The sequence below is a fragment of the Halolamina salina genome (assembly GCF_054653455.1).
Window position 1 is genome coordinate 1,433,712 of the sequence record NZ_BAAIGE010000002.1, and the last position, 22,599, is coordinate 1,456,310.

17 protein-coding genes are annotated in these 22,599 nt (G+C 66.9%); 9 read left to right on the forward strand and 8 right to left on the reverse strand.

The window, feature by feature from the left end:
- Window positions 1-36: 36 nt before the first annotated feature.
- Window positions 37-1,767: a M28 family peptidase gene (locus ACYQZ5_RS07830; protein ID WP_379818148.1), complete on the reverse strand. Its 1,731-nt coding sequence runs from the start codon at window positions 1,765-1,767 to the stop codon at window positions 37-39.
- A 284-nt stretch (window positions 1,768-2,051) separates the two neighbouring features.
- On the opposite strand from ACYQZ5_RS07830, the gene ACYQZ5_RS07835 reads away from it, so the two are divergent.
- The 5 genes from ACYQZ5_RS07835 to ACYQZ5_RS07855 are packed head-to-tail and all read left to right on the forward strand — an operon-like array spanning window position 2,052 to window position 8,103.
- A complete protein-coding gene (locus tag ACYQZ5_RS07835; RefSeq protein ID WP_379730622.1) occupies window positions 2,052-3,722 on the forward strand; it encodes an ABC transporter substrate-binding protein in 1,671 nt (556 codons plus the stop codon).
- A gap of 41 nt (window positions 3,723-3,763) precedes the next feature.
- Window positions 3,764-4,762: an ABC transporter permease gene (locus tag ACYQZ5_RS07840; RefSeq protein ID WP_379730621.1), complete on the forward strand. Its 999-nt coding sequence runs from the start codon at window positions 3,764-3,766 to the stop codon at window positions 4,760-4,762.
- A complete protein-coding gene (locus tag ACYQZ5_RS07845) occupies window positions 4,762-5,712 on the forward strand; it encodes an ABC transporter permease (protein ID WP_379730620.1) in 951 nt (316 codons plus the stop codon). The genes ACYQZ5_RS07840 and ACYQZ5_RS07845 overlap by 1 nt, the downstream gene beginning before the upstream one ends.
- 4 nt (window positions 5,713-5,716) lie before the next feature.
- Entirely contained in the window at window positions 5,717-6,835 is a 1,119-nt protein-coding gene (locus tag ACYQZ5_RS07850; protein ID WP_379730619.1) for an ABC transporter ATP-binding protein, read from the forward strand.
- Window positions 6,832-8,103: an ABC transporter ATP-binding protein gene (locus ACYQZ5_RS07855; RefSeq protein WP_379730618.1), complete on the forward strand. Its 1,272-nt coding sequence runs from the start codon at window positions 6,832-6,834 to the stop codon at window positions 8,101-8,103. The genes ACYQZ5_RS07850 and ACYQZ5_RS07855 overlap by 4 nt, the downstream gene beginning before the upstream one ends.
- Before the next feature lie 8 nt (window positions 8,104-8,111).
- Here the strand turns inward: ACYQZ5_RS07855 and ACYQZ5_RS07860 are convergent, their stop codons facing one another.
- On the reverse strand, window positions 8,112-8,855 hold the full coding sequence (locus tag ACYQZ5_RS07860; protein ID WP_379730617.1) for an aspartate/glutamate racemase family protein: 744 nt from the start codon (window positions 8,853-8,855) through the stop codon (window positions 8,112-8,114).
- 101 nt (window positions 8,856-8,956) lie between these two features.
- Between ACYQZ5_RS07860 and ACYQZ5_RS07865 the strand changes: the two genes are divergently transcribed.
- Window positions 8,957-10,468: a carboxypeptidase M32 gene (locus ACYQZ5_RS07865; RefSeq protein WP_379730615.1), complete on the forward strand. Its 1,512-nt coding sequence runs from the start codon at window positions 8,957-8,959 to the stop codon at window positions 10,466-10,468.
- A gap of 35 nt (window positions 10,469-10,503) precedes the next feature.
- Here ACYQZ5_RS07865 and ACYQZ5_RS07870 read toward each other — a convergent pair whose 3' ends face one another.
- Genes ACYQZ5_RS07870 through ACYQZ5_RS07890 form a run of 5 tightly spaced genes read right to left on the reverse strand, consistent with a single transcriptional unit; the run spans window position 10,504 to window position 16,198 of the window.
- A complete protein-coding gene (locus tag ACYQZ5_RS07870) occupies window positions 10,504-11,535 on the reverse strand; it encodes an oligopeptide/dipeptide ABC transporter ATP-binding protein (RefSeq protein ID WP_379730614.1) in 1,032 nt (343 codons plus the stop codon).
- On the reverse strand, window positions 11,511-12,521 hold the full coding sequence (locus ACYQZ5_RS07875) for an ABC transporter ATP-binding protein (RefSeq protein ID WP_379818146.1): 1,011 nt from the start codon (window positions 12,519-12,521) through the stop codon (window positions 11,511-11,513). Before ACYQZ5_RS07875 ends, ACYQZ5_RS07870 begins: the two co-directional genes overlap by 25 nt.
- Entirely contained in the window at window positions 12,518-13,453 is a 936-nt protein-coding gene (locus tag ACYQZ5_RS07880; RefSeq protein WP_379730611.1) for an ABC transporter permease, read from the reverse strand. Before ACYQZ5_RS07880 ends, ACYQZ5_RS07875 begins: the two co-directional genes overlap by 4 nt.
- A gap of 3 nt (window positions 13,454-13,456) precedes the next feature.
- On the reverse strand, window positions 13,457-14,434 hold the full coding sequence (locus ACYQZ5_RS07885; protein WP_379730610.1) for an ABC transporter permease: 978 nt from the start codon (window positions 14,432-14,434) through the stop codon (window positions 13,457-13,459).
- A gap of 21 nt (window positions 14,435-14,455) precedes the next feature.
- Window positions 14,456-16,198 carry an ABC transporter substrate-binding protein gene (locus ACYQZ5_RS07890; protein ID WP_379818145.1) on the reverse strand — a complete coding sequence of 581 codons (1,743 nt, stop codon included), beginning with the start codon at window positions 16,196-16,198 and terminating at the stop codon, window positions 14,456-14,458.
- 222 nt (window positions 16,199-16,420) lie between these two features.
- Between ACYQZ5_RS07890 and ACYQZ5_RS07895 the strand changes: the two genes are divergently transcribed.
- Both ACYQZ5_RS07895 and ACYQZ5_RS07900 read left to right on the forward strand, forming a co-directional pair.
- On the forward strand, window positions 16,421-17,455 hold the full coding sequence (locus ACYQZ5_RS07895) for a zinc-binding dehydrogenase (RefSeq protein ID WP_459845743.1): 1,035 nt from the start codon (window positions 16,421-16,423) through the stop codon (window positions 17,453-17,455).
- A gap of 78 nt (window positions 17,456-17,533) precedes the next feature.
- Window positions 17,534-19,339: a M28 family peptidase gene (locus ACYQZ5_RS07900; protein ID WP_379731135.1), complete on the forward strand. Its 1,806-nt coding sequence runs from the start codon at window positions 17,534-17,536 to the stop codon at window positions 19,337-19,339.
- A gap of 16 nt (window positions 19,340-19,355) precedes the next feature.
- Here ACYQZ5_RS07900 and ACYQZ5_RS07905 read toward each other — a convergent pair whose 3' ends face one another.
- Window positions 19,356-20,453 carry a mandelate racemase/muconate lactonizing enzyme family protein gene (locus tag ACYQZ5_RS07905; protein ID WP_459845746.1) on the reverse strand — a complete coding sequence of 366 codons (1,098 nt, stop codon included), beginning with the start codon at window positions 20,451-20,453 and terminating at the stop codon, window positions 19,356-19,358.
- 102 nt (window positions 20,454-20,555) lie between these two features.
- Here ACYQZ5_RS07905 and ACYQZ5_RS07910 point away from each other — a divergent pair, with 102 nt between their 5' ends.
- Window positions 20,556-22,334, forward strand: coding sequence for a M28 family peptidase (locus ACYQZ5_RS07910; RefSeq protein ID WP_379731137.1), 1,779 nt, complete (start codon window positions 20,556-20,558; stop codon window positions 22,332-22,334).
- The last annotated feature ends 265 nt before the right edge of the window (window positions 22,335-22,599 follow it).

Below are 22,599 nucleotides of genomic sequence, written 5' to 3' on the forward strand. Positions count from 1 at the left end.
GGTAAAGAACTACCCCCGGCAACGGGCGGGCACCGTCTACAGCGACCGGCGCAGCCGCCGGAGCTCCGCCACGACCTCGTTTCGCGCACGCCGGAGCTGGAGTTCGAGGAAGCGCTCGTCGTCGCCGTCGAGGTCGGGGAGTCGCTCGGCCGGCGCCAGCCGCGGCAGCGGCGCCCGGCTCTCGGCAGGGTCCTGCTCGAACGGCCCCTCGGTGACGAACTGCAGGCGCGTCAGTCGCTTCACCAGCCTGTCGGCGGCGTCGGGGTAGCCGTCGGCGTCGTCGAGGAACGCGGTCGTCGCCTCGCGGAGCGCGTCGAGTTCGTCGATCACCGGGCGGAGGTCGAAGCCGCTGGCGGCGTCGTACTCCGCGGCCGCCGACGCGAGTCGGTCGATCGCCCGAACCGGGTCCGCGGGGCGGGCCACGCGACTCAGCCGGGCGGTGGCGAGGGTGTATACCTCTGTATCCCGCTCCAGCACCTCCGGGTCGGCTTTCTCGATCGTGTCCGTGGTGAGGTGCCACGCGTCGGCGTGGCCGCCCGATCCGCCGACGGGGTGGTAGCCCCGCTCCTCCCTGACGGACTCCGGGATGCTGGACTGCAGTGACATGCCCGGGATGCCGAGGTTGTTGAACGAGTAGTCGCCCGCACGCGCCGGCCGGAACTCGCGAGTCGCTTTCCCGCTCACGTCGCCGATGGTTTCGGCCGCCACGTCGTGGACCGCGGCCATCCACTTCACGCGCTCGTCGTACTCGGTCGCGTCGGCGACGCCCGGCGAGTCGACGTTCACGTGCGCGACACAGCGCTCGGCCAGATCGTGGGCGAACTCGTCGGTGAACCACGTCGAGCCGGCGTATCTCCCGGTGGAGTGTCCGGGCCACCACGCGACCCACACGTCCCGCCGAAGCTCCTCCCGATGGCTCTGGAGGACTCTGGCGAGCTCCAGTAGGGTGGCGTCGCCGGTCGCGTTGTCGGTGACGCCCTCGTGCCACGAGTCGATGTGACCGTGTGCGAGCACGAACTCGTCGACGTCCGGCGCGGACTCCCCGGGGATGCGTGCGACGACGAGGGGCGCGGTCTGCCACTCGGTCGTCGTCTCGGCGGAGACGGTGACCTCGGCGCCGGCGGCGGCCTTCTCGCGGAGTTCGCGGCCGTCGCTTTCGGAGACGTTCGCCACGAGCAGGTCGGGTATCCGCTCCCGTTCGTCGTACGGCGGCGCGCCGCCCCAGACGGGGGTGACGATCCCCTCGTGGGGTTCGCGCTCGTGTGGGTGGATGCCGACGAACGCCTCGGCGCCCCGGTCGGCGAGCTCCGAGATCGCGCTGATCGGGATGATCGACTCGCTCATCACGACTTTCCCGGAGAGGTCCGCGGGGAGTCCGGCGAGGGAGACCGAGAGCATGGCCTCGATGGAGTCCATCTCGTCGTCGTTCTCGACGTAGACGAGCTCGCCGGAGACGGTGTCGCTCGCGGAGAACGCGACCGTCTTTGCCGACGCTGCCGTCCAACCGTCGTCGGTTTCGACGCTCGCCTCGCCGGGGGTGCTCAGATACAGCGACGGCTCGAACAGCTCGTGGTCGACGCCGAACTGTTCGAGCCGATCCGTCACGTACGCGGCCGCCGCGCGCTCGTCCTCGCTGCCCGAGACGCGTTCGAGTTCGGCGAACCGCTCGACGAGCGACCACGGCTCCTCGGCCGACACGTCGTCGACGATGGCGGCGTCGACGCCCGACAGCGATGGCTTCCCGTCCTCGTAGAGTCGCTGACCCATACGCCACCTTCGGCACCCCGTCCGTAATAGTTTCTCGTAAGTGACATTGAACCGGTAGAACCTCCGGGATCAGTCCGCGGTCGCGGTACCGCCCGCGAACCGGCGAACGACCGGCGCGTGTCGGGACCCTCGGTCCGTCCCGCCGTCGCGTGATAGTTCCTCCAAGAGTGTTATATATTCTACTGGCCTATTTTTAAGTTCTATTTGAATCTCTTCGAAGTATATTTCGGGGACGGATCGCGCTATGACAAACATTTAAATAAGCTTGGGAGTAGGTTACACCCATGCCTGAGAATGATTGGCAAGACAATCGTCGCAAGTTCCTCCAGGCCGCGGCGTCGGCGGGCCTCGTCGGACTTGCCGGTTGTACCGGTGGCGACGGCACTGAAACCCCGACCGACGCGGACCCCGGCTCCTCCGGGGGCGGCGACACGGACACCCAGACGGCGATGCCGAAGCGAGGCGGCTCGCTGAACTTCGCCCAGACCTCGTCGCCGGTGGAGCTGGACCCCGTCAACAACAACGGCGGGAACTACTCCATCATGCTGAAGAACTTGGTGTACTCGCCGGTGCTCGGCTACGACCGGAACACCAACCTCGTCCCCATCCTGGCCGAGGAGATCCCCACGCTCGACGGCAACGAGTTCACGCTCAACCTCGACCCCGACGCGACGTTCCACAACGGGGACCCGGTCACCGCGGAGGACGTGAAGTACACGTTCGAGGCGACCGTCGAGGAGCAGACCAGCTACGCCTCCAACTTCAGCATCGTCGAGTCCATCGACGTCGAGGACGACCAGACCGCCCACTTCACGCTGACCGAGCCGTACGTCCCGATCCTCCACGCCATCGCGCACCCGGTCGCCCCGAAGAGCGTCCGTGAGGAGGACCCCGAGGGGTTCGGCATCGACACGTTCGTCGGCTCCGGGCCGTTCGAAGTGACGGAGTTCGAGGAGAACGACCACGTCACGATGGCGGGCTGGGACGACTACTGGGGCAGCGGCAGCCCCAACCTCGACGAGGTGACGTTCACGCCGATCAACGAGCCGACCAACCGCGTGACCCAGCTCCAGACTGGCGAGCAGGACGTGATCAACCGCATCCCGCCCCAGTTCTGGAACACCGTCCAGAACATGTCGGACGCGGACGTGATCGAGGGGCCGTCGCTGAGCTACCAGTTCGCCGCGTTCAACCAGAACGAGGGGGAGTGTGCCAAGCGCGACGTGCGGCTGGCGATCGACCACTGTGTCGACCTCGATCAGGCGATCGACCAGTACATCAAGCCGGGCGGGGGCCGGATCTACAGCCCGCTGCCCGCCTCCGTCGCGGAGGCGTGGGACATGCCCCTCGACGAGTGGCAGAACAGCTGGTCCGAGAAGGACATCGACCGCGCACAGGAGCTGTTCGAGAGCGCCGGGGTGCCCGACGACTGGACCTGTAACATCATCGTCTCATCGACCGAGAAGCGCCGGCAGGTCGCCGTCTCCATCGCCAACGGGATCCAGGAGGCCGGCTACGACGCGCAGGTGCAGTACCTCGACTTCGCGACGATGCTCGAGCAGTTCGACTCCGGCGACGCCAGTCAGGTGAACATCTACCTGCTGGGCTGGACGCGTGCGCCCGAACCCGACCGCTTCCTGTACGAACTGCTCCACATCGACGGCGCGTTCCAGGGGCAGTACTACGACAACGACCGGTTCAACGAACTGCTGGCCGAGGCGCGAGTCACCGCCGACCGCGACCAGCGCCGCGAGATGTACATCGAGGCGATCAACCTCTTCGTCGAGGACCGCGTCCACCTCCCGCTGTACTACACCTCCATCTCGATGGGCGTGAAGAACTACGTCAAGGGGCTGAAAACCCACCCCGTCTCGACGTACAACCCCTACCTGTACGGCGAGCGGAACAACACCAACGGCGAGGCGGAAGGCTCGAACGTCTGGATGGATCAGTAACCCTCCCCCCGACGACCGTTTTCGCACCCACGACGACATAGATGTCACACTTACGATACACCCTCAAACGGCTGCTTCAGGCGATCCCGGTGCTCATCGGCATCTCGTCGATCACGTTCTTCCTGATCAACGCGATGCCCGGCTCCCCGGTGGAAGTGATGCTCGGTCCGACCGCGAGCGAGGAACTCATCGCCGCCGCCGAGGAGCGTTACGGGTTCGACCAACCCCTCCACGTACGGTACGTCAAGTACATTCTCGCGGCGATCGGCGGTGATCTGGGACGCAGCATCCACTACGGCGTCCCGGTCACGACCAAGATCATGGAGCGCCTACCGGTGACGCTCCTGCTGCTCGCGTCGAGTTTCGCGTTCGCCCTGAGCGTCGCGATCCCACTGGGGATCGTCTCGGCGCGCCGCCGGAACCAGCCGGTCGACCACGCCTCCCGCGTCGTCTCGCTGATCGGTGTCAGCACCCCCAACTTCTGGATCGGGCTGCTCCTCATCATCGTGTTCGGCTACCACCTCGAGGTGCTCCCCTCGAACGGGTTGGTGATGCCGTTGACTCCGATCTCGGAGGTGGAGGGAGCCACCTCACGGCTCGACGTGTTGGTCGAAACCGCCCGGAGCCTCGTCATGCCGACGATCGCGCTGGGGACCCTCCAGATGGCGGCGGTCTCCCGCATCGAGCGGTCGTCGATGCTCGAAGTGCTCGGCCGGGACTACATCAGCTTGGCCCGCGCGTTCGGCGTGAAGGAGTCGGTCATCACCCGAAAACACGCGTTCCGCAACGCGCAGTTGCCGGTCGTGACCATCATCGGCCTCCAGCTCACCTCCGCGCTGGGCGGTGCCGTGCTGACCGAGACGGTGTTCAACATCAACGGGATGGGCCGGCTGATCATTCAGGCGGTCCGCACACAGGACTACGCGCTCATCATGGGGACGACGCTGTTCTTCGGCGTCATGTTCGTGATCGGCACGCTGCTGACCGACCTGACCTACGCGTACCTCGACCCCCGCGTGACTTACGAGGGTGAGGAGTGATGGCGGCCGAAACCGAGGAGGCCGACGGCGAGGAGTACGAGTCCCGCGTCGGCGCCTCCTACACGCTCTCTCGGCTGCTTCAGGACACGACCGCCCGGATCAGTCTGGTGCTGATCGCGATCATCTCCGGGATGGCGCTGTTCGCGTTCGTCGATGCCGAACTGCTCGACTACCGGCTGGCGGAGACGTACCTCTACCATCCGCTCCGGAACAACGCCGGCACCCGCCCGCTCCTGCCGCCGGTCGGGCTCAGCAACCAGTTCGGCGAGGGGGTGCTCGCCCACCCGTTGGGCACCGACACCCGCGGCCGGGACATCGCGGTCCGGCTGCTGTACGGCTCCCGTATCGCCATCCAGATCGCGCTTGTCTCGACTACCATCGGCGTGGTCGTCGGCACCGCCGTCGGCGCCGTCTCCGGCTACTACGGTGGCTGGATCGACGACGTGCTGATGCGGTTCGTGGAGATCCTCTACTCCATCCCGTTTCTGGTGCTCGTGATCGCGTTCATGGCCGCGTTCGGCCGGGAACTCATCTACGCGATGATCGGGGTGAGCATCATCTCGATCCCCATCTTCGCCCGGCTGATCCGCTCGGAAGTGCTCAGCATCCGCGAGGAGACGTACGTCGAAGCCGCACAGGCGGCGGGCGTCAAGGACCGGAACATCCTGCTGCGTCACGTCATCCCGAACAGCTTCGCGCCGGTCGTCGTCCAGACGACCCTCCAGATGGGGACCAACATCCTGATCGTGGCCGGGCTGTCGTTCCTCGGCTTCGGCGCTCAGCCCCCGACGCCGTCGTGGGGGCAGATGCTCTCGATCGCGCGTAACTACATGCTCCCGGCGCCGTGGTTCTCGGTCTGGCCGGGGCTGGCCATCCTGATCACCGTGATGGCGTTCAACATCCTCGGCGACGGGCTCCGCGACACGCTGGACCCGCGGCTGAACGACTAACACAATGACAACTGACACACCACTACTCTCGGTCGAAAACCTCCAGACACAGTTCGAAACCGCCGAAGGGACCGTCCGGGCCGTCGACGGCATCTCCTTCGACGTACACGAAGGGGAGACCGTCGGCCTCGTCGGCGAGTCCGGCGCGGGGAAGTCCGTCGCCATCTCCAGCATCCTCCGGCTGGTCGAGTCGCCCGGCGAGATCGTCGGCGGCGAGATCCGCTTTCGCGGCGAGACGCTCCTCAGCTTCGAGGAGGGTCCCAACGGCGAGCGCCGACGGAGCCCGGAGACGCTCACGAACGAACAGTTCCGTGAACGCATCCGGGGCCGGGAGATCGCGACCATCTTTCAGGACCCGATGGAGAGCCTGAACCCGGTCTTCACGATCGGTAGCCAGCTTCAGGAGTTCATCGAGATCAACCGGGATCTCCCGCCGAAGGACGCACGCGACGTGGCGATCGAGACGCTCCGGGAGGTCGACATCCCCAAACCCGAAGACCGGTTCGACGACTACCCACACGAGTTCTCCGGGGGGATGCGCCAGCGCGTGCTCATCGCGATGGCGATCGCCTGCCAGCCGTCGCTGATCCTGGCCGACGAGCCGACGACGGCACTGGACGTGACCGTCGAGGGGCAGATCCTGAACCTGGTGTCCGACCTCCAGGAGGAGTACGGCACGAGCTTCGTCTGGGTCACGCACGACCTCGCCGTCGTCGCGGACATCTGCGACCGCGTGAACGTGATGTACCTCGGGCAGATGGCCGAACAGGCCGACGTCCACGACCTGTTCGACGACACCAAACACCCGTACACGCAGGCGCTGCTGAACTCCGTCCCGCGGCCCGACAAGACCGTCGAGTCGCTCACGCCGATCAAGGGGGTGATGCCCGAGGCTATCGACCCCCCGTCGGGCTGTCGGTTCCACCCGCGGTGTCCGGACGCTCGTGAGGTCTGTCGGGAGATCAACCCCGAACCCCGGGACGTGAGCGACACCGACACCCGACACGACGCGGCGTGTGTGAAACACGACGCCTTCGACGTCGACTACGAGCACAGCGCGCCGATACAGTCCGACGACGACGAGTTCGGCGAGGACCTGCAGGTGACGGAGGGGAGCCGATGAGCGAGGCCGACGACGGCGAGCCGATCCTCCGCGTCGAGAACCTCAAGAAACACTTCTCGACGGGAAGCGGCGTGTTCGACAGCGTCGAACTCGACCTCAGCGGCGGGTTCCCGCTCAAGCGGGCCGTCGAGCACGTCCGCGCCGTCGACGACGTCTCCTTCGAGATCCAGCGCGGCGAGACGCTGGGGCTGGTCGGCGAGTCCGGCTGCGGGAAGTCGACGCTCGGGCGGACGATCCTCCGTCTGCTCAAACCGACCGACGGCGCCATCTACTTCAAGGGGCGAAACATCGCCGACCTCGACAAGGGCCAACTCCGTCGGACCCGGAAGGACCAGCAGATGATCTTCCAGGACCCCCAATCCTCGCTCAACCCCCGGATGAAGGTCGGCCCGATCGTGGAGGAGCCGATGAAGGCCCACGACCTCTACGACCAGGCGGGCCGGGAGGAGCGGGCGCGGGAGCTGCTGGAGGCGGTCGGCCTCGACCCCCAGCACTACAACCGCTACCCCCACCAGTTCTCCGGGGGCCAGCGCCAACGCATCAACCTCGCACGGGCGCTGTCGGTCGACCCGGACTTCATCGTCTGCGACGAGCCGACAAGCGCGCTCGACGCCTCCATTCAGGCGCAGGTGCTCAACACGATGCGGGAGCTGCAGGACGAGTTCAACCTCACCTACCTGTTCATCAGCCACGACCTCTCGGTGATCCGCCACATCTCCGACCGCGTCGCGGTGATGTACCTCGGCCAGATCGTGGAGCTGGCCGAGAAGGAGGAGCTGTTCGAGGACCCGAAACACCCCTACACCCGGTCGCTGCTGTCGGCGATTCCGGTTCCCGACCCCAGCCAAGCGGGCTCCCGGACCATCCTGCAGGGCGACGTTCCGGACCCGGTGAACCCCCCGTCTGGCTGTCGGTTCCGAACGCGCTGCCCGGAGCTCATCCCGCCGGACGCGTACGACCTCGACGACGACGCGTGGGCGGCCGTCCGTGAGTTCATGCGGGCGGTCAGGCGCCGCGCGTTCGACCTCGAAGACCGTGCGGCCGTCGAGGCCGAGTTCTTCGACGGGGTGACCGTCGACGGCGAGCCGGGTGCCGTCGTCGACGAGGCGCTGGACCACGTCGCCGCGAACGAGTGGGACACCGCCGCCGAGCTACTCACCGACTCCTTCGCCGAGCAGAGCATCTGTGCACAGGCGGAGCCGGCGTACGAGCTCGAGTCGAGCCGGACGGGGAGCCGCTTCGCCGCCTGCCACCTCCACCGGGAGTAGCCGGCACCCTACTCGAACAGGCTCGCCTCGCGTTCCGCTGAGAACGCCGGGTAGGTGACCCGGCTCTGGGTCAGTCCCTGTTCGGCCCACATCGCCGCCGTCCCGAGGCTGATCCGGACGGGGTCGAGGAACGGCACGCCGAGCTCCTCGGCGACGCGGTCGTGGACCTGCATGAACGCAAGGCTCATGCAGCCGGGGACGACCGACTCCGCACCGTCGGCTTCGACCGCCGCCTCGGCCTCGCGGACCATCTTCCGGACGATCTCCTCGGACTCGTGATCCACGTCGAGCACCCCCTGTTCGACGACGCGCACGCTCGCCAACCGCTCGCCGAGCCCGTCGGCGAGAATCTGCCGCCGTTTCGAGGCCGGCGTCGAGCGGATCGTCAGACAGGAGAACCGATCGGAGAGCTGTGCCGCGGTGTGGAACGTCGCCGACGCGGGACCGACGACGGGCTTGTCGACGAACTCCCGCGCCGCCGCCAGCCCCGGGTCGCCGAAGCAGCCGACGACGAACGCGTCGTACTCGTCCTCGGTCTCCCTGAGGAGGCCGAGCAGGCTCCGCACGCACCACTCGTGTTCGACCTCGCTCTCGATCGAGAGCGGTCCGTCGTCGGCGTCGACGACGGTGACGCTGGCGTCGGTGAGTTCGTTGGCGATCCCCTCGCGGCGGTCGAGCTCCGCGGCCGCCAGTCCCCGCCCCGGGACGAGGTAGGCAATCTCTGTCACGCCCTGATCTGACGGTCGTACCACGATAAACCTACCTCCGCCCCGGAGCGGCGCTCGACGGGGAGGTATCGGCCAGAGTGACGGGTATGGGTACTGTTTTCATTGTTGTACGGTAACGTACCTTTATGGCCGAGATATCTCCGGCTGACGCGTACCAGCGACTCCTCGACCGGGCCGAACGGGTCGGGACGCTCGAAACGATGGACAACCTCCTGTTCTGGGACCAACAGGTGATGATGCCGTCCGGCGGGACGCCGGCGCGGTCGACCCAGCGCGGGCTCGTCTCCTCGCTCCAGCACGAGGCGCTCACCGGTGACGACGTGGAGGCGTGGCTCGACGCCGTCGACGGCGCCGACCTCGACGAGGACGAACAGGCCGTCGTCCGCGAGGTCCGCCGCGAGCACGAGCGGACGGCGGCGGTCGATCAGGAGCTTACCGAGGAGATCAACGCGGTGATCTCCGAGGCCAACGACGCCTGGGAGGAGGCGAAGGAGAACGACGAGTTCGAGACGTTCGCGCCCTACCTCGAAGAGCTGCTGGAACTCAAACGCGAGCAGGCGAACCAGATCGACCCCGACAAGGAGCCGTTCGCGGTCATGCTGGAGGAGTACGAGCCCTACGTCGGCGTCGAAACCGCCGAGCGAGTGCTCGAGAACCTGAAGGACGCGCTCGTCCCGCTCATCGAGGAGATACGGGCGAGCGACGTGGACCCCTCGGGTCCGTTCGTCGAGGGCGGCCCCTACGACGAGGACACCCAGATGGCGCTCTCGAAGGACGCGCTCTCGTTCGTCAACTGCGACTGGGACCGCGCACGGCTCGACACGTCGCCGCACCCGTTCTCCTACGGCAACCGGTACGACATGCGCATCACGACCCGGTTCCACGACCACTCGCCCGTCGACGGGCTGGACAGCTCGCTCCACGAGTACGGGCACGCGACCTACGAGATGGGGCTCGACCCCGACGGGTTCCCCGGTCCGCTGGGCCAGTCCCGCAGCCACTCGATCCACGAGTCACAGAGCCGCTTTTGGGAGAACCACGTCGGCCGCTCCGAGGCGTTCTGGGAGCAGTTCCTGCCGATCGTCCGGAAGCATTTCCCCCGGCTCTCGGACGTGACGCCGCGGGAGGCGTACGAGGCCGCAAATCAGGTGTACGAGGACAACCTCACGCGCGTCGAGGCCGACGAAGTTACGTACCACCTCCACATCGTCGTCCGGTTCGAGATCGAGCGCGCGCTGCTGAACGGCGAGCTCGAAGTCGAGGACGTGCCGGAGGTCTGGAACGACAAGTACGAACAGTACCTCGGCATCCGGCCGGAGACCGACAGCGAGGGCTGCCTGCAGGACATCCACTGGAGCATCGGCCGCATCGGCACGTTCCAGGGCTACTCGCTGGGGACGGTGTTCTCCGCCCAGCTCCAGCACTACCTCGAAGCGGAGTTCGGCACCTCCCTCGACGAACTCGTCCGCGAGCGCCGGTTCGACGAGATCCGCGAGTGGATGGAAGAGCACGTCCACCGCCACGGGAAGCGGTACCGGACCGACGAACTGCCCGAAGTCGCGACCGGCGAGCGGCTGACGACGGAGTACTTCGTCGACCGCATCGAGGAGAAGTACGCCGACATCTACGACCTGTAGCCGGCGACGACCCCGACGGCGCGACGCCGACGGGGTTACGTGTTCTCGGCGGTCTCGACCCGCCAGCAGGCCGCGGCGTGCTCACCGTCGGCCGTCTCGAAGGCGTCGAGGCCGGGCTCCTCGGTACACTCCTCGGCGGCGAACGGACACCGCGGGCGGAAGTTACAGCCCTCCGGGAGCTGTACCGGGTCCGGCGGCTCCCCTTCGAGCTGCGGTTCGGCGATCTCGTGTGCGGGGTTCGGAACGGGGACGGCGTCGAGCAACGCCCTCGCATAGGGGTGTTTCGGCCCCTTGATGAGCCGCTCCGTCGGCCCGCGTTCGACCACCTTCCCGAGGTACATCACGCTGGTCCGGTCGCACATCTGCCGGATGAGCGAGAGGTCGTGGGAGATGTACAGCGCGCCCATGTCCAGGTCGTCGACGAGGTCGCGGAGGAGGTTCAGGATGCTCGCACGGACCGACACGTCGAGCATCGAGACGGGCTCGTCGGCGACGATGAACTTGGGTTCGAGGACGAGCGCGCGGGCGATCGAGACACGCTGGCGCTCCCCGCCGGAGAGCTCGTGGGGGTGTTCGTTGACGTAGTTCTCCGGCGGCGTCAGCTCCGCCCGTTCGAGCGCCTGATAGATCCGCTCGTCCTGATCGTCGATGTCGTGGACTTCGAGCGGCTCCCGGATCCACTGTTCGACGGAGAATCGGGGGTTCAGCGACTCGTAGGGGTCCTGAAAGATCATCTGGACGTTCCGGCGGAACTCCTTGTGCTGGGCGTCGGACATCTCCTCGAGCTCCGTGCCGAGGAACTTGATGGAGCCGCCGGTGGCCTCCTGCAGGCCGATCAGCACCTCGCCCAGCGTGGACTTCCCACAGCCGGACTCGCCGACCAGCCCCATCGTCTCGCCGCTCTCGATGGCCATGTCCACGCCGTCGACGGCCTTGACGTGGCTCGTCTCGCCGCCGATCAGTTGGTGGATGATCCCGGTGCTCTGGGGGAAGTGCTTCTCCAGCCCCGTCACTTCGATGATGGGACCGTCGTAGTCCCAGTTCAAACTTTGTTCTCTGATAGCCATGTGTCGTCCTCGCGGGATTGGTCGCGGATCTGTTCGAACGGAACCGGCTCGTGGCAGCGAACCCTGTGGCCCTCGACCGGCTCCTGGACCGGCACCTGTTCCTCACACTCGGGGGTCGCGAACGGACATCTGGAGGCGAACGGGCAGCCCTCGATCGACTCCGAGAGGTCCGGCGGCGACCCCGGGATGCTGGTGAGGTCACGCTTCTCGCCCTCGACGCTCGGGAACGCGTTCTGCAGCCCCAGCGTGTAGGGGTGGTGGGCGTTGTTGAATATCTCGTCGACGTTGCCGGACTCCATCAGCTCGCCGCCGTACATCACCACCATGCTGTCACACGTCTCCGCGACGACGCTGATGTCGTGGGTGACCATCACCATCGAGTTGCCGAGCTCGCGCTGAAGCTCCTTGATCCGGTAGAGGATCTGCTCCTGGATGATCACGTCAAGCGCCGTCGTCGGCTCGTCGGCGATGATGAGATCCGGGTCGAGCGCGAGGCTCATGGCGATGATGACCCGCTGGCGCATTCCGCCGGAGAGCTGGTGGGGGTAGTCCTCGACGCGGTCGGCGTCGAGGCCGACCAGCCCCATCAGCTCCCGGGCGCGCTCGTAACACTCCGCGTCGGACGTCTCACGGTGTTCCTGAATGGCCTCCTTGATCTGGTCTTTGACCCGGTACACCGGATCGAGGCTGTTCATCGCGCTCTGGCTGATCATCGACATCTTCTCCCAGCGGATCTCCCGGCGCTCGCGGTTCGAGAGATGGGTGATCTCCTCGCCGTCGAAGATGATCTCGCCGCCGGTGATCTCGCCGTTGTCCGGCAGCGCGCCCATGATCGCCTGCGCGAGCGTCGTTTTCCCGCAGCCGCTCTCGCCGACGATGCCCAGCGTCTCTCCCTCTTCGAGGGTGAACGAGACGCCCCTGACGGCCTCGACGTCCGGATCGCCCGCGTACGTCACGTGTAGATCGTTGACTTCGAGTAGTGTCATTGTTCTTGGAGTTCGGGGTTCAGTTGCTCTTCGTAGCCGCGACCGATGAGGAACGCCGAGATGACCGTCAGCATGATCGCCATGCCGGGCATCGTGAACCACCACCACGCGTCGCGGGCCAGCGCCTGTGACTGCTGTGCCGACTGGAGCATCTGCCCCCACGTGACCGCGGTCGGGTCACCGAAGCCGAGGTAGCTGATCGAGGCCTCGGTCAGGATGGCCCACGCGATCGCGAAGCTCCCGTAGAGGAACACCAGCGGGAGGACGTTGGGCGCGATGTGTCGGTAGATGATCCGCCGGTCGCTGGCACCGACGGTCCGGGCGCTTTTCACGAACGGTTTCTCCTTGAGGTTCAGCACGTGCGAGCGGACGACGCGTGCGGTCTGGCGCCAGAGCAGCAAGGCGATGGCGCCGACGATGGTCCACTTCGACGGCTCCCAGAGCGCGACGAGCACGATGATGAACGGCGTGAACGGGATCCCGTAGGCGAAGTCGACCAGCCGCATCAGGGCGTCGTCGACGTAGCCGCCGTAGTAGCCGGCGATCAACCCAACGTTCATACCGACGAACGCGACGCTGATCGCGCTGAGCAGGCCGATCTGGAGCGCCGGGCGCGCGCCGAACACCAGTTGGCTGAAGATGTCCCGGCCCGCGCTGTCGGTGCCGAGGGGATGCTCGGCGCTGGGCGGGGCCAGCGAGTTGCCGTAGTCCGTCTCCGTCGGCTCGTAGGGGGCGATCACCGGCGCGAAAATCGCGACGAGGATGATCGCGAGCAGGATCAGGATCCCCGCCAGCCCCATCGGCTCCTGTTTGAGGAAGGCGAGGCGTCGGCGCCACGCGTCGACCTGTCGTTCCCGCCACGTCGAGAGCTCCGAGTCGAGGGAGCCGTCGGACGACTGCGAATCGAGGGTGGTCGTGTTCTGGTCACTCATGAGTCAGTCGTAGGTGATCCGCGGATCGAGGTAGCCGTACGCCAAGTCCGCGAGGAAGTTCGCGATCAGTACCAGTCCGGCGAGGATCAGGAACGTCGCCTGTGCCACCGGGTAGTCGTTCGCGATGACCGCTCTGACCATCTCCCGGCCCAGCCCCGGCCACGCGAACACGGTTTCGAGGACGACGCTGCCGCCGACGGCGAAGCCGGCGGCGACGGCGAACGCCGTCACGATCGGGAGCAGCGCGTTCCGAGCGGCGTGTTTCAGCATCACCGAGAAGTCGCTGATCCCCTTCAGCTCCGCGAAGTCGACGAAGTCCTCGTTCATCACTTCGAGCATGCTGTTGCGCATCAGCAGCGCCGGCAGGCTGTAGAAGTAGAACGCCTGCACCAGCGCCGGCAGGATCAGGTGTCGCAGGAAGTCGGGGCTGGTGAACTGTGCCAGCTTGCTGGAGTAGGTCACCCCCGGCTGCGACATCGACCCCGCGGGGAGCCAGCCGAGCTTGAACGAGAACAGCCAGATGCCGAGCAGTCCCGTCCAGAACACCGGCGCGCTCCGGGAGATGAGGGCGAACACGACGCCGAAGCGCTCGCGTTTGGTCCCGCGGTTCCACGCGAGGTAGGCGCCGAAGGGGACGCCGATCAGGTACGCCAACACGACCGAGGTCCCCATCAGGGCGAGCGTGTTCCAGATGCGATCCTGGATGATCCCCCACACCGGATCGCCCGTGATGTAGGATAGCCCGAAGTTGAACGTGACCAAGTTGGTCATGTACTTCCAGTACTGGACGTGGATGGGCTGGTCGAGCCCGAACGTCGCCCGTATCTGGGCCGCCTGCTCCTGAGTGAACCCGGTCCCGATGTACGCCGCCAGCGGGTCACCGGGCGCCGCCCGGAACAGGAAAAACAGCATCGTCGCTATCGCGAAGTAGAGAACGACGATCTGGATGATGCGCCTCGTGACGAATTCTTTTAGTCCCATTTTTTGGAAAAAGGAGCGGGCCTAAGGCTCGTCGTCCCCGTCGATCTCGGTGTTGTCGGCGGGCATGTAGAGCATCCCGTCGCTCTCGTCCCAGACGAAGCCGGCCTCGATGAGCTCGTTCGCGGCGGCCTGCAGGCTGAACTCGTAGCGTTCGAGCTCGTCGTTGTGCCAGTTCTCGAGCGCCGAGGAGACCAGCGTGTTCGGCGCGATCGATCCCCAGCCGCTGTAGATGTCGTTGACGATCGTCTCCTTGTCGAAGCGGTGGTTCATCGCGCGGCGGAACCCATCGATGTGGAACGGCGGCCGGTCGTTGTTGTAGGAGATCTGCTTGAACCCGACCGTCGTCGTCGCGGCCATGGTGAGGCTGTCGTTCTGGTCGACGCGCTCCCGCAGCACGTTCTTGTCGCCGCGGTAGTTCGCCAGCATGTCCAGCGTGCCGTTTTCCAACTGAGTCAGCATCGTCTGGACGCTGGGGATGATCCGGGAGTTACGCGCCTCGTAGGCGATCGGGTCGAAGTGGTCGTCGAACCGCTCCAGACGGACCTCCTCGGAGCTGTTCCAGTGGACGAACTCCATCGGTCCCGACCCGAGGGGTTCGTCCTCCTGGTACAGCATCGGGTTGTCGACGTCCATCCGGTTCTCGATGATGTCGGTCCACTTGTGCTTGGGGATGATGGCGATGCGGCCCATCGCCGCCATCGGGAACGGCGCGAAGTGGTAGTCGAAGCTGAACTCGACGGTGTGGTCGTCGACGACCGTGATCTCGTTGACCGGCTCGACCGGGCCCGAGAAGTACGTCGAGTAGTCGCGGTGGATGTTGTAGCTGTACTTCACGTCCTCGGCGGTGACTGGCTCGCCGTCGTGGAACGTGTGGCCCTGCTTGATGGGGACTTCGAGGGTGGTGTCGTCCTTCCAGTTGAACTCCTCGGCGAGGCGAGGCTCCGGCAGGGCCGACTCGTTGGGCCAGGCCAGACGGTCCCAGATCATCCGGTGCTGGATCATGTCGATCTCACCGGACTGGTCGAACGGGTTCAGCGCCTGGAGCTGTTGGTCGTAGGCGATGTTGAGTTCCGTCCGGTCGCCGGTAGGCTCCATGTTGGCGAACGTGAGCATGTTCACCGCGCCCATCCCGTTGAGCTCGACGACCCCCTCCCAGCGGTCGCTGTTCCACGGGATCGTCTTCTGGGGGTACATCAGGAACGTGCTCGGTCCCCTGTCGTGGAAGATCTGCTGACACTCCTTGATCAGCTGCTCGCGGGTGTCCTGGTCCAGCTCCTCGCGCTGGGCCATCACTTTCTCGTCGTACTCCTCGTCCTCCCAGAAGTAGTAGTTGTACCCCTGCTGGAAGTCCGAGTGGCCCATCTGGACGGAGAACTCGTCGGGGTCGAGCCGGGACGGACGCCCGACCATCTGCCAGAACGTCATGTCCCAGTCTTCGCCGTCCCAGACGGTCGAGGACTGGGAGGGCCACGTCATCGTCTCGACGGTAGTGTCGATGCCGAGCTTGGCGATCTCCTCGGTGACGAACATCGACGTCTCGTGGTCGTCGGGCTGTGCGTCCGGCGGATTGACGATCAGGGTGAGTTCGGGGATCGCCTGTGCGTCGTCCAGTTCGCTCTGAGGGACGACGTTCTCGGAAGGCACCTGAAACCCGTCCATGTCGACGGTATCGCTGTCGCCGCCGCCCGCGACGGTCTGGGTGTCGGTGTCGCCGCCGTCGTCGCCGTCGCCGCCCGCACAGCCGGCGAAGGAGGCGAGCGTCACCGTCGCTCCCAGCGCGCTCGTCCTCTTCAGAAAGCTACGTCTCTGTACCGAGTTGTCGGGTCTCTGGTCGGTCATGGGCTGACGTTTGGTTCTATCTGTCATGGTATATAGTATCTTGGGTTGAAGTCACAATACCGACAGTACACACAGTCCGTCACGGTACCGAACTAATCCCGAAGGGGGGTGCATAGAGATATGGGGATGGATCCCGACGGACGGGGTATGCGGGCAGTTCACATCGTCGACAGTGGGGCACCGGAAGAGGTACTGGAGATCCGCGAACTCCCGCGACCCGATCCCGGTCCGGGGCAGGTCACGGTGGCGGTGCGGGCGTGCGCGCTCCAGCACGCGGACGTGTTCGCCCGCGTCGGCCACCCGGAGATCGAGGAGTCGTTCCCGAAACGGCCGGGCACCGAGATCGCCGGCGTCGTCGACGAGGTCGGCGACGGCGTCGAGGGGTGGTCACCCGGCGACCGGGTCAACGTCTACCACCACGTGAGCTGTGGAGAGTGTGAGTTCTGCGAGCGGGGCGAACAGACCATGTGTCCCCACGACCGGAAGCTCGGGAGCGACTTCCCCGGCGGGCTGGCGGAGTACGTCGAGGTGCCGGCGGCGAACCTCGAAGCGGTGCCCGACCACGTCGAGATGACGACCGCGGCCGCGTGGCCGTCCTCGTTCACGACCGCGTGGCGGATGCTCGTGAGCGGCGGGGGACTGGAGCCGAGCGAGACGGCGCTGATCCTCGGCGCCAGCGGCGGCGTGGGCCACGCCGCCCTCCAGTTGGCCGACCGGATCGGCGCCGAGGTGTACGCGACGACCTCCGCCGACTGGAAGGCCGAGCGGGCGGCGGCGTGGGCGGAGGCGGTGATCGACTACACCGAGACGCCGTTCGACGAGGCGGTGACCGAACTCACCGACGGTCGCGGGGTGGATCTGGTCGCCGACCACGTCGGCGAAGAGACGTGGCAGCGGTCGATCGACAGCCTCGCGACCGGCGGGCGCATGGTGATCTGCGGCGCCACCTCGGGGGCCGACCCCGACATCGACATCCGCTCGGTGTACCAGCGCCACCGGCGGATCCTCGGGACGCCGATGGGGAGCCGGCAGGACTTCCGGGACGTGGGGCGCCTGATCGCCCGCGGTGAGGTGTCGCCGGTCGTCGACCGCGTGCTCCCGCTCGACCGCGTCGCGGAGGGCCACCGCGCCATCGAGAACCGCGAGGTGTTCGGCAAGGTCGTCGTGACGCCACAGGAGTGAGCGGCTGGCGCCGACCCGGGAGCCATCCGGTGGTCGGCACGCGAAGATTTTTGTGCCGTGGATTGACTTACCAATACGATGTCTCAGGAGAGCGCCGGCGAGAAGTCGCTAGACCGGTACGAATCACGTCTCACGGACGCGGTGTCGATCGACGAGCCCTGGGCGCTGCTCGAGGAGTTCTCGGAGTTGGAGCGCGTCTCCGGCACCGAGGACGAGCGGCGGGCCGCCGAGTACCTCACTGGGCGGCTGGACGCGTTCGGCGTCGAGTACGAGCGCTACGACCCCGAACTGTACATCAGCCAGCCCCACGACGCGTCGATCACGGTCGACGACGGCGCCTTCGAGCCGGGACCGGTGAAGACCGTCGCGTTCTCGGCGTCGAGGGAGGTGACCGGCGAACTGGTGTACGTCGGCGAGGCCGAGCAGAGCGACGTCGGCGCCGACGAGGGGAGCCAGTACCACGCCGTGAACGTCACCCGCCCCTACGCCGACGTGGACGATCTGGACGGGAAAGTCGCGCTCACCGCGGCGGGGAGCCTCTCGATCCGGGCGACCCGAGTGCTCGAACAGAAGGGCGCCGCCGGCGTGATCGCGATCCACGAACACGAGCGCGAGCCACACGACGGGATCGCCACCTCCGTCTGGGGCGGCGCGCCCCCCTACGACGAGAAGGAGCGCATCCCGGACATCCCGATCGCCAACGTCACCCGCCCGGACGGCGACGAACTGCGGACGTACGCCGACGCCGAGGCGACCCACGAGGTGACGCTCGGAACCGACGTGACGACCGACTGGATGGCGTGTCCGATCGTCGAAGCCCGCATCGAGGCCGGCGACGCCGACCCCGACGACGAGGACTTCGTGCTGCTGCACGGCCACTACGACTCGTGGGCGGTCGGGATCGCGGACAACGCGACCGGCGACGCCGGCCTGCTGGAGTTGGCCCGCGTCTTCGACGCACACGCCGACGAACTGCAGCGTGACCTCCGTGTCGCGTGGTGGCCCGGCCACTCCACGGGGCGATACGCCGGCTCGACGTGGTACGCCGACGAGTTCGCCATGGAGCTCGCCGAGCACTGTGTCGCCCACGTCGACATGGACAGCCCGGGGGCGAAAGGCTCCACCGAGTACGTCGACATGGCGTGCTGGATGCCGGAGATGCACGGCGTGGTCGCCGGCGCGATCGAGGACGCCACCGGCGCCCCCTACAGCGAGAACCGCCCCCGACGCGCCGGCGACTACTCGTTCAACAACCTCGGCGTCTCGGGCGCGTTCACCCTCTCCTCGAACATCCCCGCCGACGTGCGGGAGACGATGCGCTGGCACACGGTCGGCGGCTGCGGCGGGAACGCCGACGCGTGGCACCTCAGCACCGACACGATCGACAAGGCGGGCAAGCCCGAGCTGGTCCGGGACATCCGGATGTACGCCGTGCTGGTGTCGCGGCTGCTCCGGGCGGACGTGCTCCCCCACGACCACGCTCGCAACGTCGAGCGCCACCGCTCGATCGTCGCTGAGTACGACGAGCTCGCTGGCGACGCCTTCGACTTCGGCCCCACGCTCGACGCGCTGGACGAGCTCGCCGACGCGGTCGAGTCGTTCTACGACGCGGTCGAGGCCGGCGAGATCGACCCCGAAACCGCGAACGAGGCGATCAAGACGCTGTCGCGAACGCTGACACGGCTCAACTTCGTCAGCGACGGGCAGTTCGAGCAGGACCCCGCGTACAACCGACCGCCGTACCCGCGCTTCGAGCACACGTCGCTGTTCGAGGCGTACGACGAGGACGACGACGAGTACCGGTTCCTGCAGGTCGAGCTGCGACGGGCACAGAACGACGCGGTGTTCGAGCTGTCGCGGCTGCGGGAGCAGCTACCGAACTGACGGCGGCACCGACGGCTCAGTCGAACAGCGCGTCGTCGAGTTCGACGCCCAGTCCCGGACCGTCCGGGACCGGGGTGTCCGGCGCCCGCTCGATCGGTCGATCGACCGGGTCTTCTGCGATCAGGTTGGCGCCCAGCTCCGCCGCCGAGGAGAGCGTCGGGAGCACCGACGCCACGTGGAGGTTCGCCGCCACGCCGAGGGAGGTCTCGAACGCGCTAACCAGCGTCACCGGGAGGCCGGCGTCGGCCGCCAGTTCGCCCATCCGGACGATCTCGGTCAGCGAGCCCGCCTTGGCGAGCTTCGCACACACCCCCGAGACCGCCGCAGGCTCTCGCGTGAGCTCGCGAACGTCCGCCGCGTCGTGGATCGCCTCGTCGGCGAACACCGGCACCCCGCGGACGGTCCGCAGCGACCGGAGGTCGCCGACGGCGTCGGCGGCCACGGGCTGCTCGTAGTACTCGACGAACGCCTGCCGTTCGATCCGGTCGATGGCCCGACCCGCCCGTTCGTACGACTCCCAGCCGGTGTTCGCGTCGGCGCGGACGAACACCTCCTCTGGGTCGGCTCGGTCGGCTAGCTCGCGGGTGACGGCGTTGATCCGCGCGGCGTCGGCGTCGAGGTCGCCGTCGACCTTGATCTTGAACGTCCGGAACCCCGCCTCGAAGGCGTCGACGACGTTTTCCGCCACCGTCTCCGCCGGGAGCGCGCCGGAGGCGAACGCGAGCGGGATCGATTCCCGGCGGGGGTGGCCCAGCAGCTCCTGGAGGGGGACGCCGAGCTGTTTCGCCCGGAGGTCGAGCAGCGCCATCTCGACGCCCGCGCTCGCACCCGGGTTGCCGGGGAGGCGGTCGGCCAGATCCCGGCAGGCTCCGAGCGCCGCCGTGACCGGTTTCCCCTCGATCGCCGGGACGAACTCCGATCGGACGATCGACGCCATGGTGGCCGCGGTGTCGCCGGTGAACCACTTCAGCGCCGACCCCTCGCCGTAGCCGGTCGCGTCGGCCGTCCGCGCCCGCACGAACACGTGTTGGGTCGGGCTCTGGTCGTCGTACGACGTGGGGAACGCCTCGGCGTAGGGGATCTCACGGCTCACGACCTCGACACTCGTTATCATGCGAACACCAGTGCGAACGAGTCAATTAAGCGTTGTGCCGGTTCCGCCGATACTCACCCCCAAGCGAGTATTGAAATAGTTCGGTTCGCAACACCAGCCTGCATGAGTGAGGCAATCACTGACAGGAGCGCGTTGAGCGACGTGGAGCGGCGGGTCGTCGACGAGGTTTCGATCGACGAGCCGTGGGCTCTCTTGGAGGAGTTCTCGGAGTTGGAACGGCTCTCCGGCTCGGAGGACGAGCGGGCGGCCGCCGAGTACCTCACCGGGCGGCTGGACGCGTTCGGCGTCGAGTACGAGCGCTACGATCCCGAACTGTACATCAGCCAGCCCCACGACGCGTCGATCCGGACGATCAACAAGACGTTCGAGCCCGGCATCGTCAAGACGGTCGGCTTCTCGGCGTCGACGACGGTCGAAGCCGAAGTGGAGTACGTCGGCACGGCCAGCAGCGACCTCGTCGACGACGGCGAGGGCGGTCCCCGCGAGCCGTTCGCGGAGTTGGACGACCTCGAGGGGCGGATCGCGCTGGTCGACGGCGGGAGCTTCTCCATCGGCGCCACGACCGTACTGGAGGAGAAAGGCGCCGGCGGCGTCATCGCGATCCACGAACACCGACGCGAGCCACACGACGGGATCGCGACGCCGGTGTGGGGCGGCGCACCCCCCTACGACGAGCGGGACCGCATCCCGGACGTGCCGATCGCCAACGTCACGAAACACGACGGCGAGATCCTCCGGGAGTGGGCCGAGAGCGACGAGGGGCTCGAACTCGAACTCTCGACCGACCTCACGACCGACTGGATGGCGTGTCCGATCGTCGAGGCACGCATCGAGGGCGAGGCCGACCCCGAGAACGACGACTTCCTGCTGCTGCACGGCCACTACGACTCCTGGTACGTCGGCATCACCGACAACGCGACCGGCGACGCCGGGATGCTCGAACTCGCCCGGGTGTTCGAGGAACACAGCGACCAACTGAAACGCGACATCCGGATCTGCTGGTGGCCCGCCCACTCGACCGGGCGCTACGCCGGATCGACGTGGTACACCGACGAACACGCGCTCGAAATCGCCGAGCGCTGCGTCGCACAGGTGAACATGGACAGCCCCGGGGCGAAGGACTCCGCGGAGTACACGGACATGTCCTGCTGGACGCCCGAGGCCCACGGCCTCGTGACCGACGCCATCGACGACGTGGCCGGCATCCCCTCCGCGGAGCAGTTCCCGCCGCGGGCGGGCGACTACTCCTTCGACAACATCGGGGTGACCGGCTTCTTCATGCTCGGTTCGAACATCCCCGAGGAGATCAGGGAGGAACGGGGGTACCACCCGGTCGGCGGCTGCGGCGGCAACTCCGACGCCTGGCACGTCTCCACCGACACCCTCGACAAGGCCGGGAAGGACGAACTCCTGCGGGACATCCGCATCTACGCGGTCAGCATCCTGCGCGTACTGAACGCCGAGCTGCTGCCGTTCGACCACGCCCGGTACGCCGACCGCCTGATCGATCAGGTCGAGGAGTACGACGACGCCGCCGGCGACGCCTTCGACTTCGGCCCGACCCTCGACGAACTCCGGGCGCTCCGAGCGGAGATCGAGTCGTTCCGGGAGCGCGCCGAGGCGGGGGAGATCGATCCCGAGACCGCGAACCGCGCGATCACCGACCTCTCGCGCACCCTGACCCGGCTCTACCTCGTCGAGGACGGGCAGTTCGAGCAGGACCCGGCGACGAGCCGGAACCCCGTCCCGCGGTACGATCCGGCCTACGACTTCGCCCGCGTCGACGGCGACGACGCCCGATTCCTCCAGGTCCAGCTGAAGCGGGCACAGAACGAGACGGTGTACGAGCTCCGACAGGCCCGGAACGACCTCCCGAACTGACCGACCGAGCGGGCGAATTTCCCGCTTTGCAGAACGTTTCTCCCCGAAAATCGAACGAACGTGCAGTCCGTATCGGAACGGCTCCGGCCTGTCTCAGCGGCCGGCCGCCGCTGGTGTGCGATAGTCCGAGCGACTCCGTACGAGGAGTATCGTGAGACGAACGCCGTTACCGCTCTCCGGTAGCTGTGTTCCGTGATCCGGGAATCGTTCCCCGAACTATCACAGCAGTACGGTTGTGATAGATATCCGGATTTCCCTCAGTCGA

Excerpts from the sequence above, each read along its gene's own strand:
- ACYQZ5_RS07900 (WP_379731135.1), top strand. The coding sequence starts at position 17,534 with ATGTCTCAGGAGAGCGCCGGCGAGAAGTCGCTAGACCGGTACGAATCA.
- ACYQZ5_RS07910 (WP_379731137.1), top strand. The coding sequence starts at position 20,556 with ATGAGTGAGGCAATCACTGACAGGAGCGCGTTGAGCGACGTGGAGCGG.
- ACYQZ5_RS07895 (WP_459845743.1), top strand. The coding sequence starts at position 16,421 with ATGCGGGCAGTTCACATCGTCGACAGTGGGGCACCGGAAGAGGTACTG.
- ACYQZ5_RS07840 (WP_379730621.1), top strand. The coding sequence starts at position 3,764 with ATGTCACACTTACGATACACCCTCAAACGGCTGCTTCAGGCGATCCCG.
- ACYQZ5_RS07830 (WP_379818148.1), bottom strand. The coding sequence starts at position 1,767 with ATGGGTCAGCGACTCTACGAGGACGGGAAGCCATCGCTGTCGGGCGTC.
- ACYQZ5_RS07845 (WP_379730620.1), top strand. The coding sequence starts at position 4,762 with ATGGCGGCCGAAACCGAGGAGGCCGACGGCGAGGAGTACGAGTCCCGC.
- ACYQZ5_RS07855 (WP_379730618.1), top strand. The coding sequence starts at position 6,832 with ATGAGCGAGGCCGACGACGGCGAGCCGATCCTCCGCGTCGAGAACCTC.
- ACYQZ5_RS07905 (WP_459845746.1), bottom strand. The coding sequence starts at position 20,453 with ATGATAACGAGTGTCGAGGTCGTGAGCCGTGAGATCCCCTACGCCGAG.
- ACYQZ5_RS07870 (WP_379730614.1), bottom strand. The coding sequence starts at position 11,535 with ATGGCTATCAGAGAACAAAGTTTGAACTGGGACTACGACGGTCCCATC.
- ACYQZ5_RS07875 (WP_379818146.1), bottom strand. The coding sequence starts at position 12,521 with ATGACACTACTCGAAGTCAACGATCTACACGTGACGTACGCGGGCGAT.
- ACYQZ5_RS07885 (WP_379730610.1), bottom strand. The coding sequence starts at position 14,434 with ATGGGACTAAAAGAATTCGTCACGAGGCGCATCATCCAGATCGTCGTT.
- ACYQZ5_RS07850 (WP_379730619.1), top strand. The coding sequence starts at position 5,717 with ATGACAACTGACACACCACTACTCTCGGTCGAAAACCTCCAGACACAG.
- ACYQZ5_RS07865 (WP_379730615.1), top strand. The coding sequence starts at position 8,957 with ATGGCCGAGATATCTCCGGCTGACGCGTACCAGCGACTCCTCGACCGG.
- ACYQZ5_RS07880 (WP_379730611.1), bottom strand. The coding sequence starts at position 13,453 with ATGAGTGACCAGAACACGACCACCCTCGATTCGCAGTCGTCCGACGGC.
- ACYQZ5_RS07835 (WP_379730622.1), top strand. The coding sequence starts at position 2,052 with ATGCCTGAGAATGATTGGCAAGACAATCGTCGCAAGTTCCTCCAGGCC.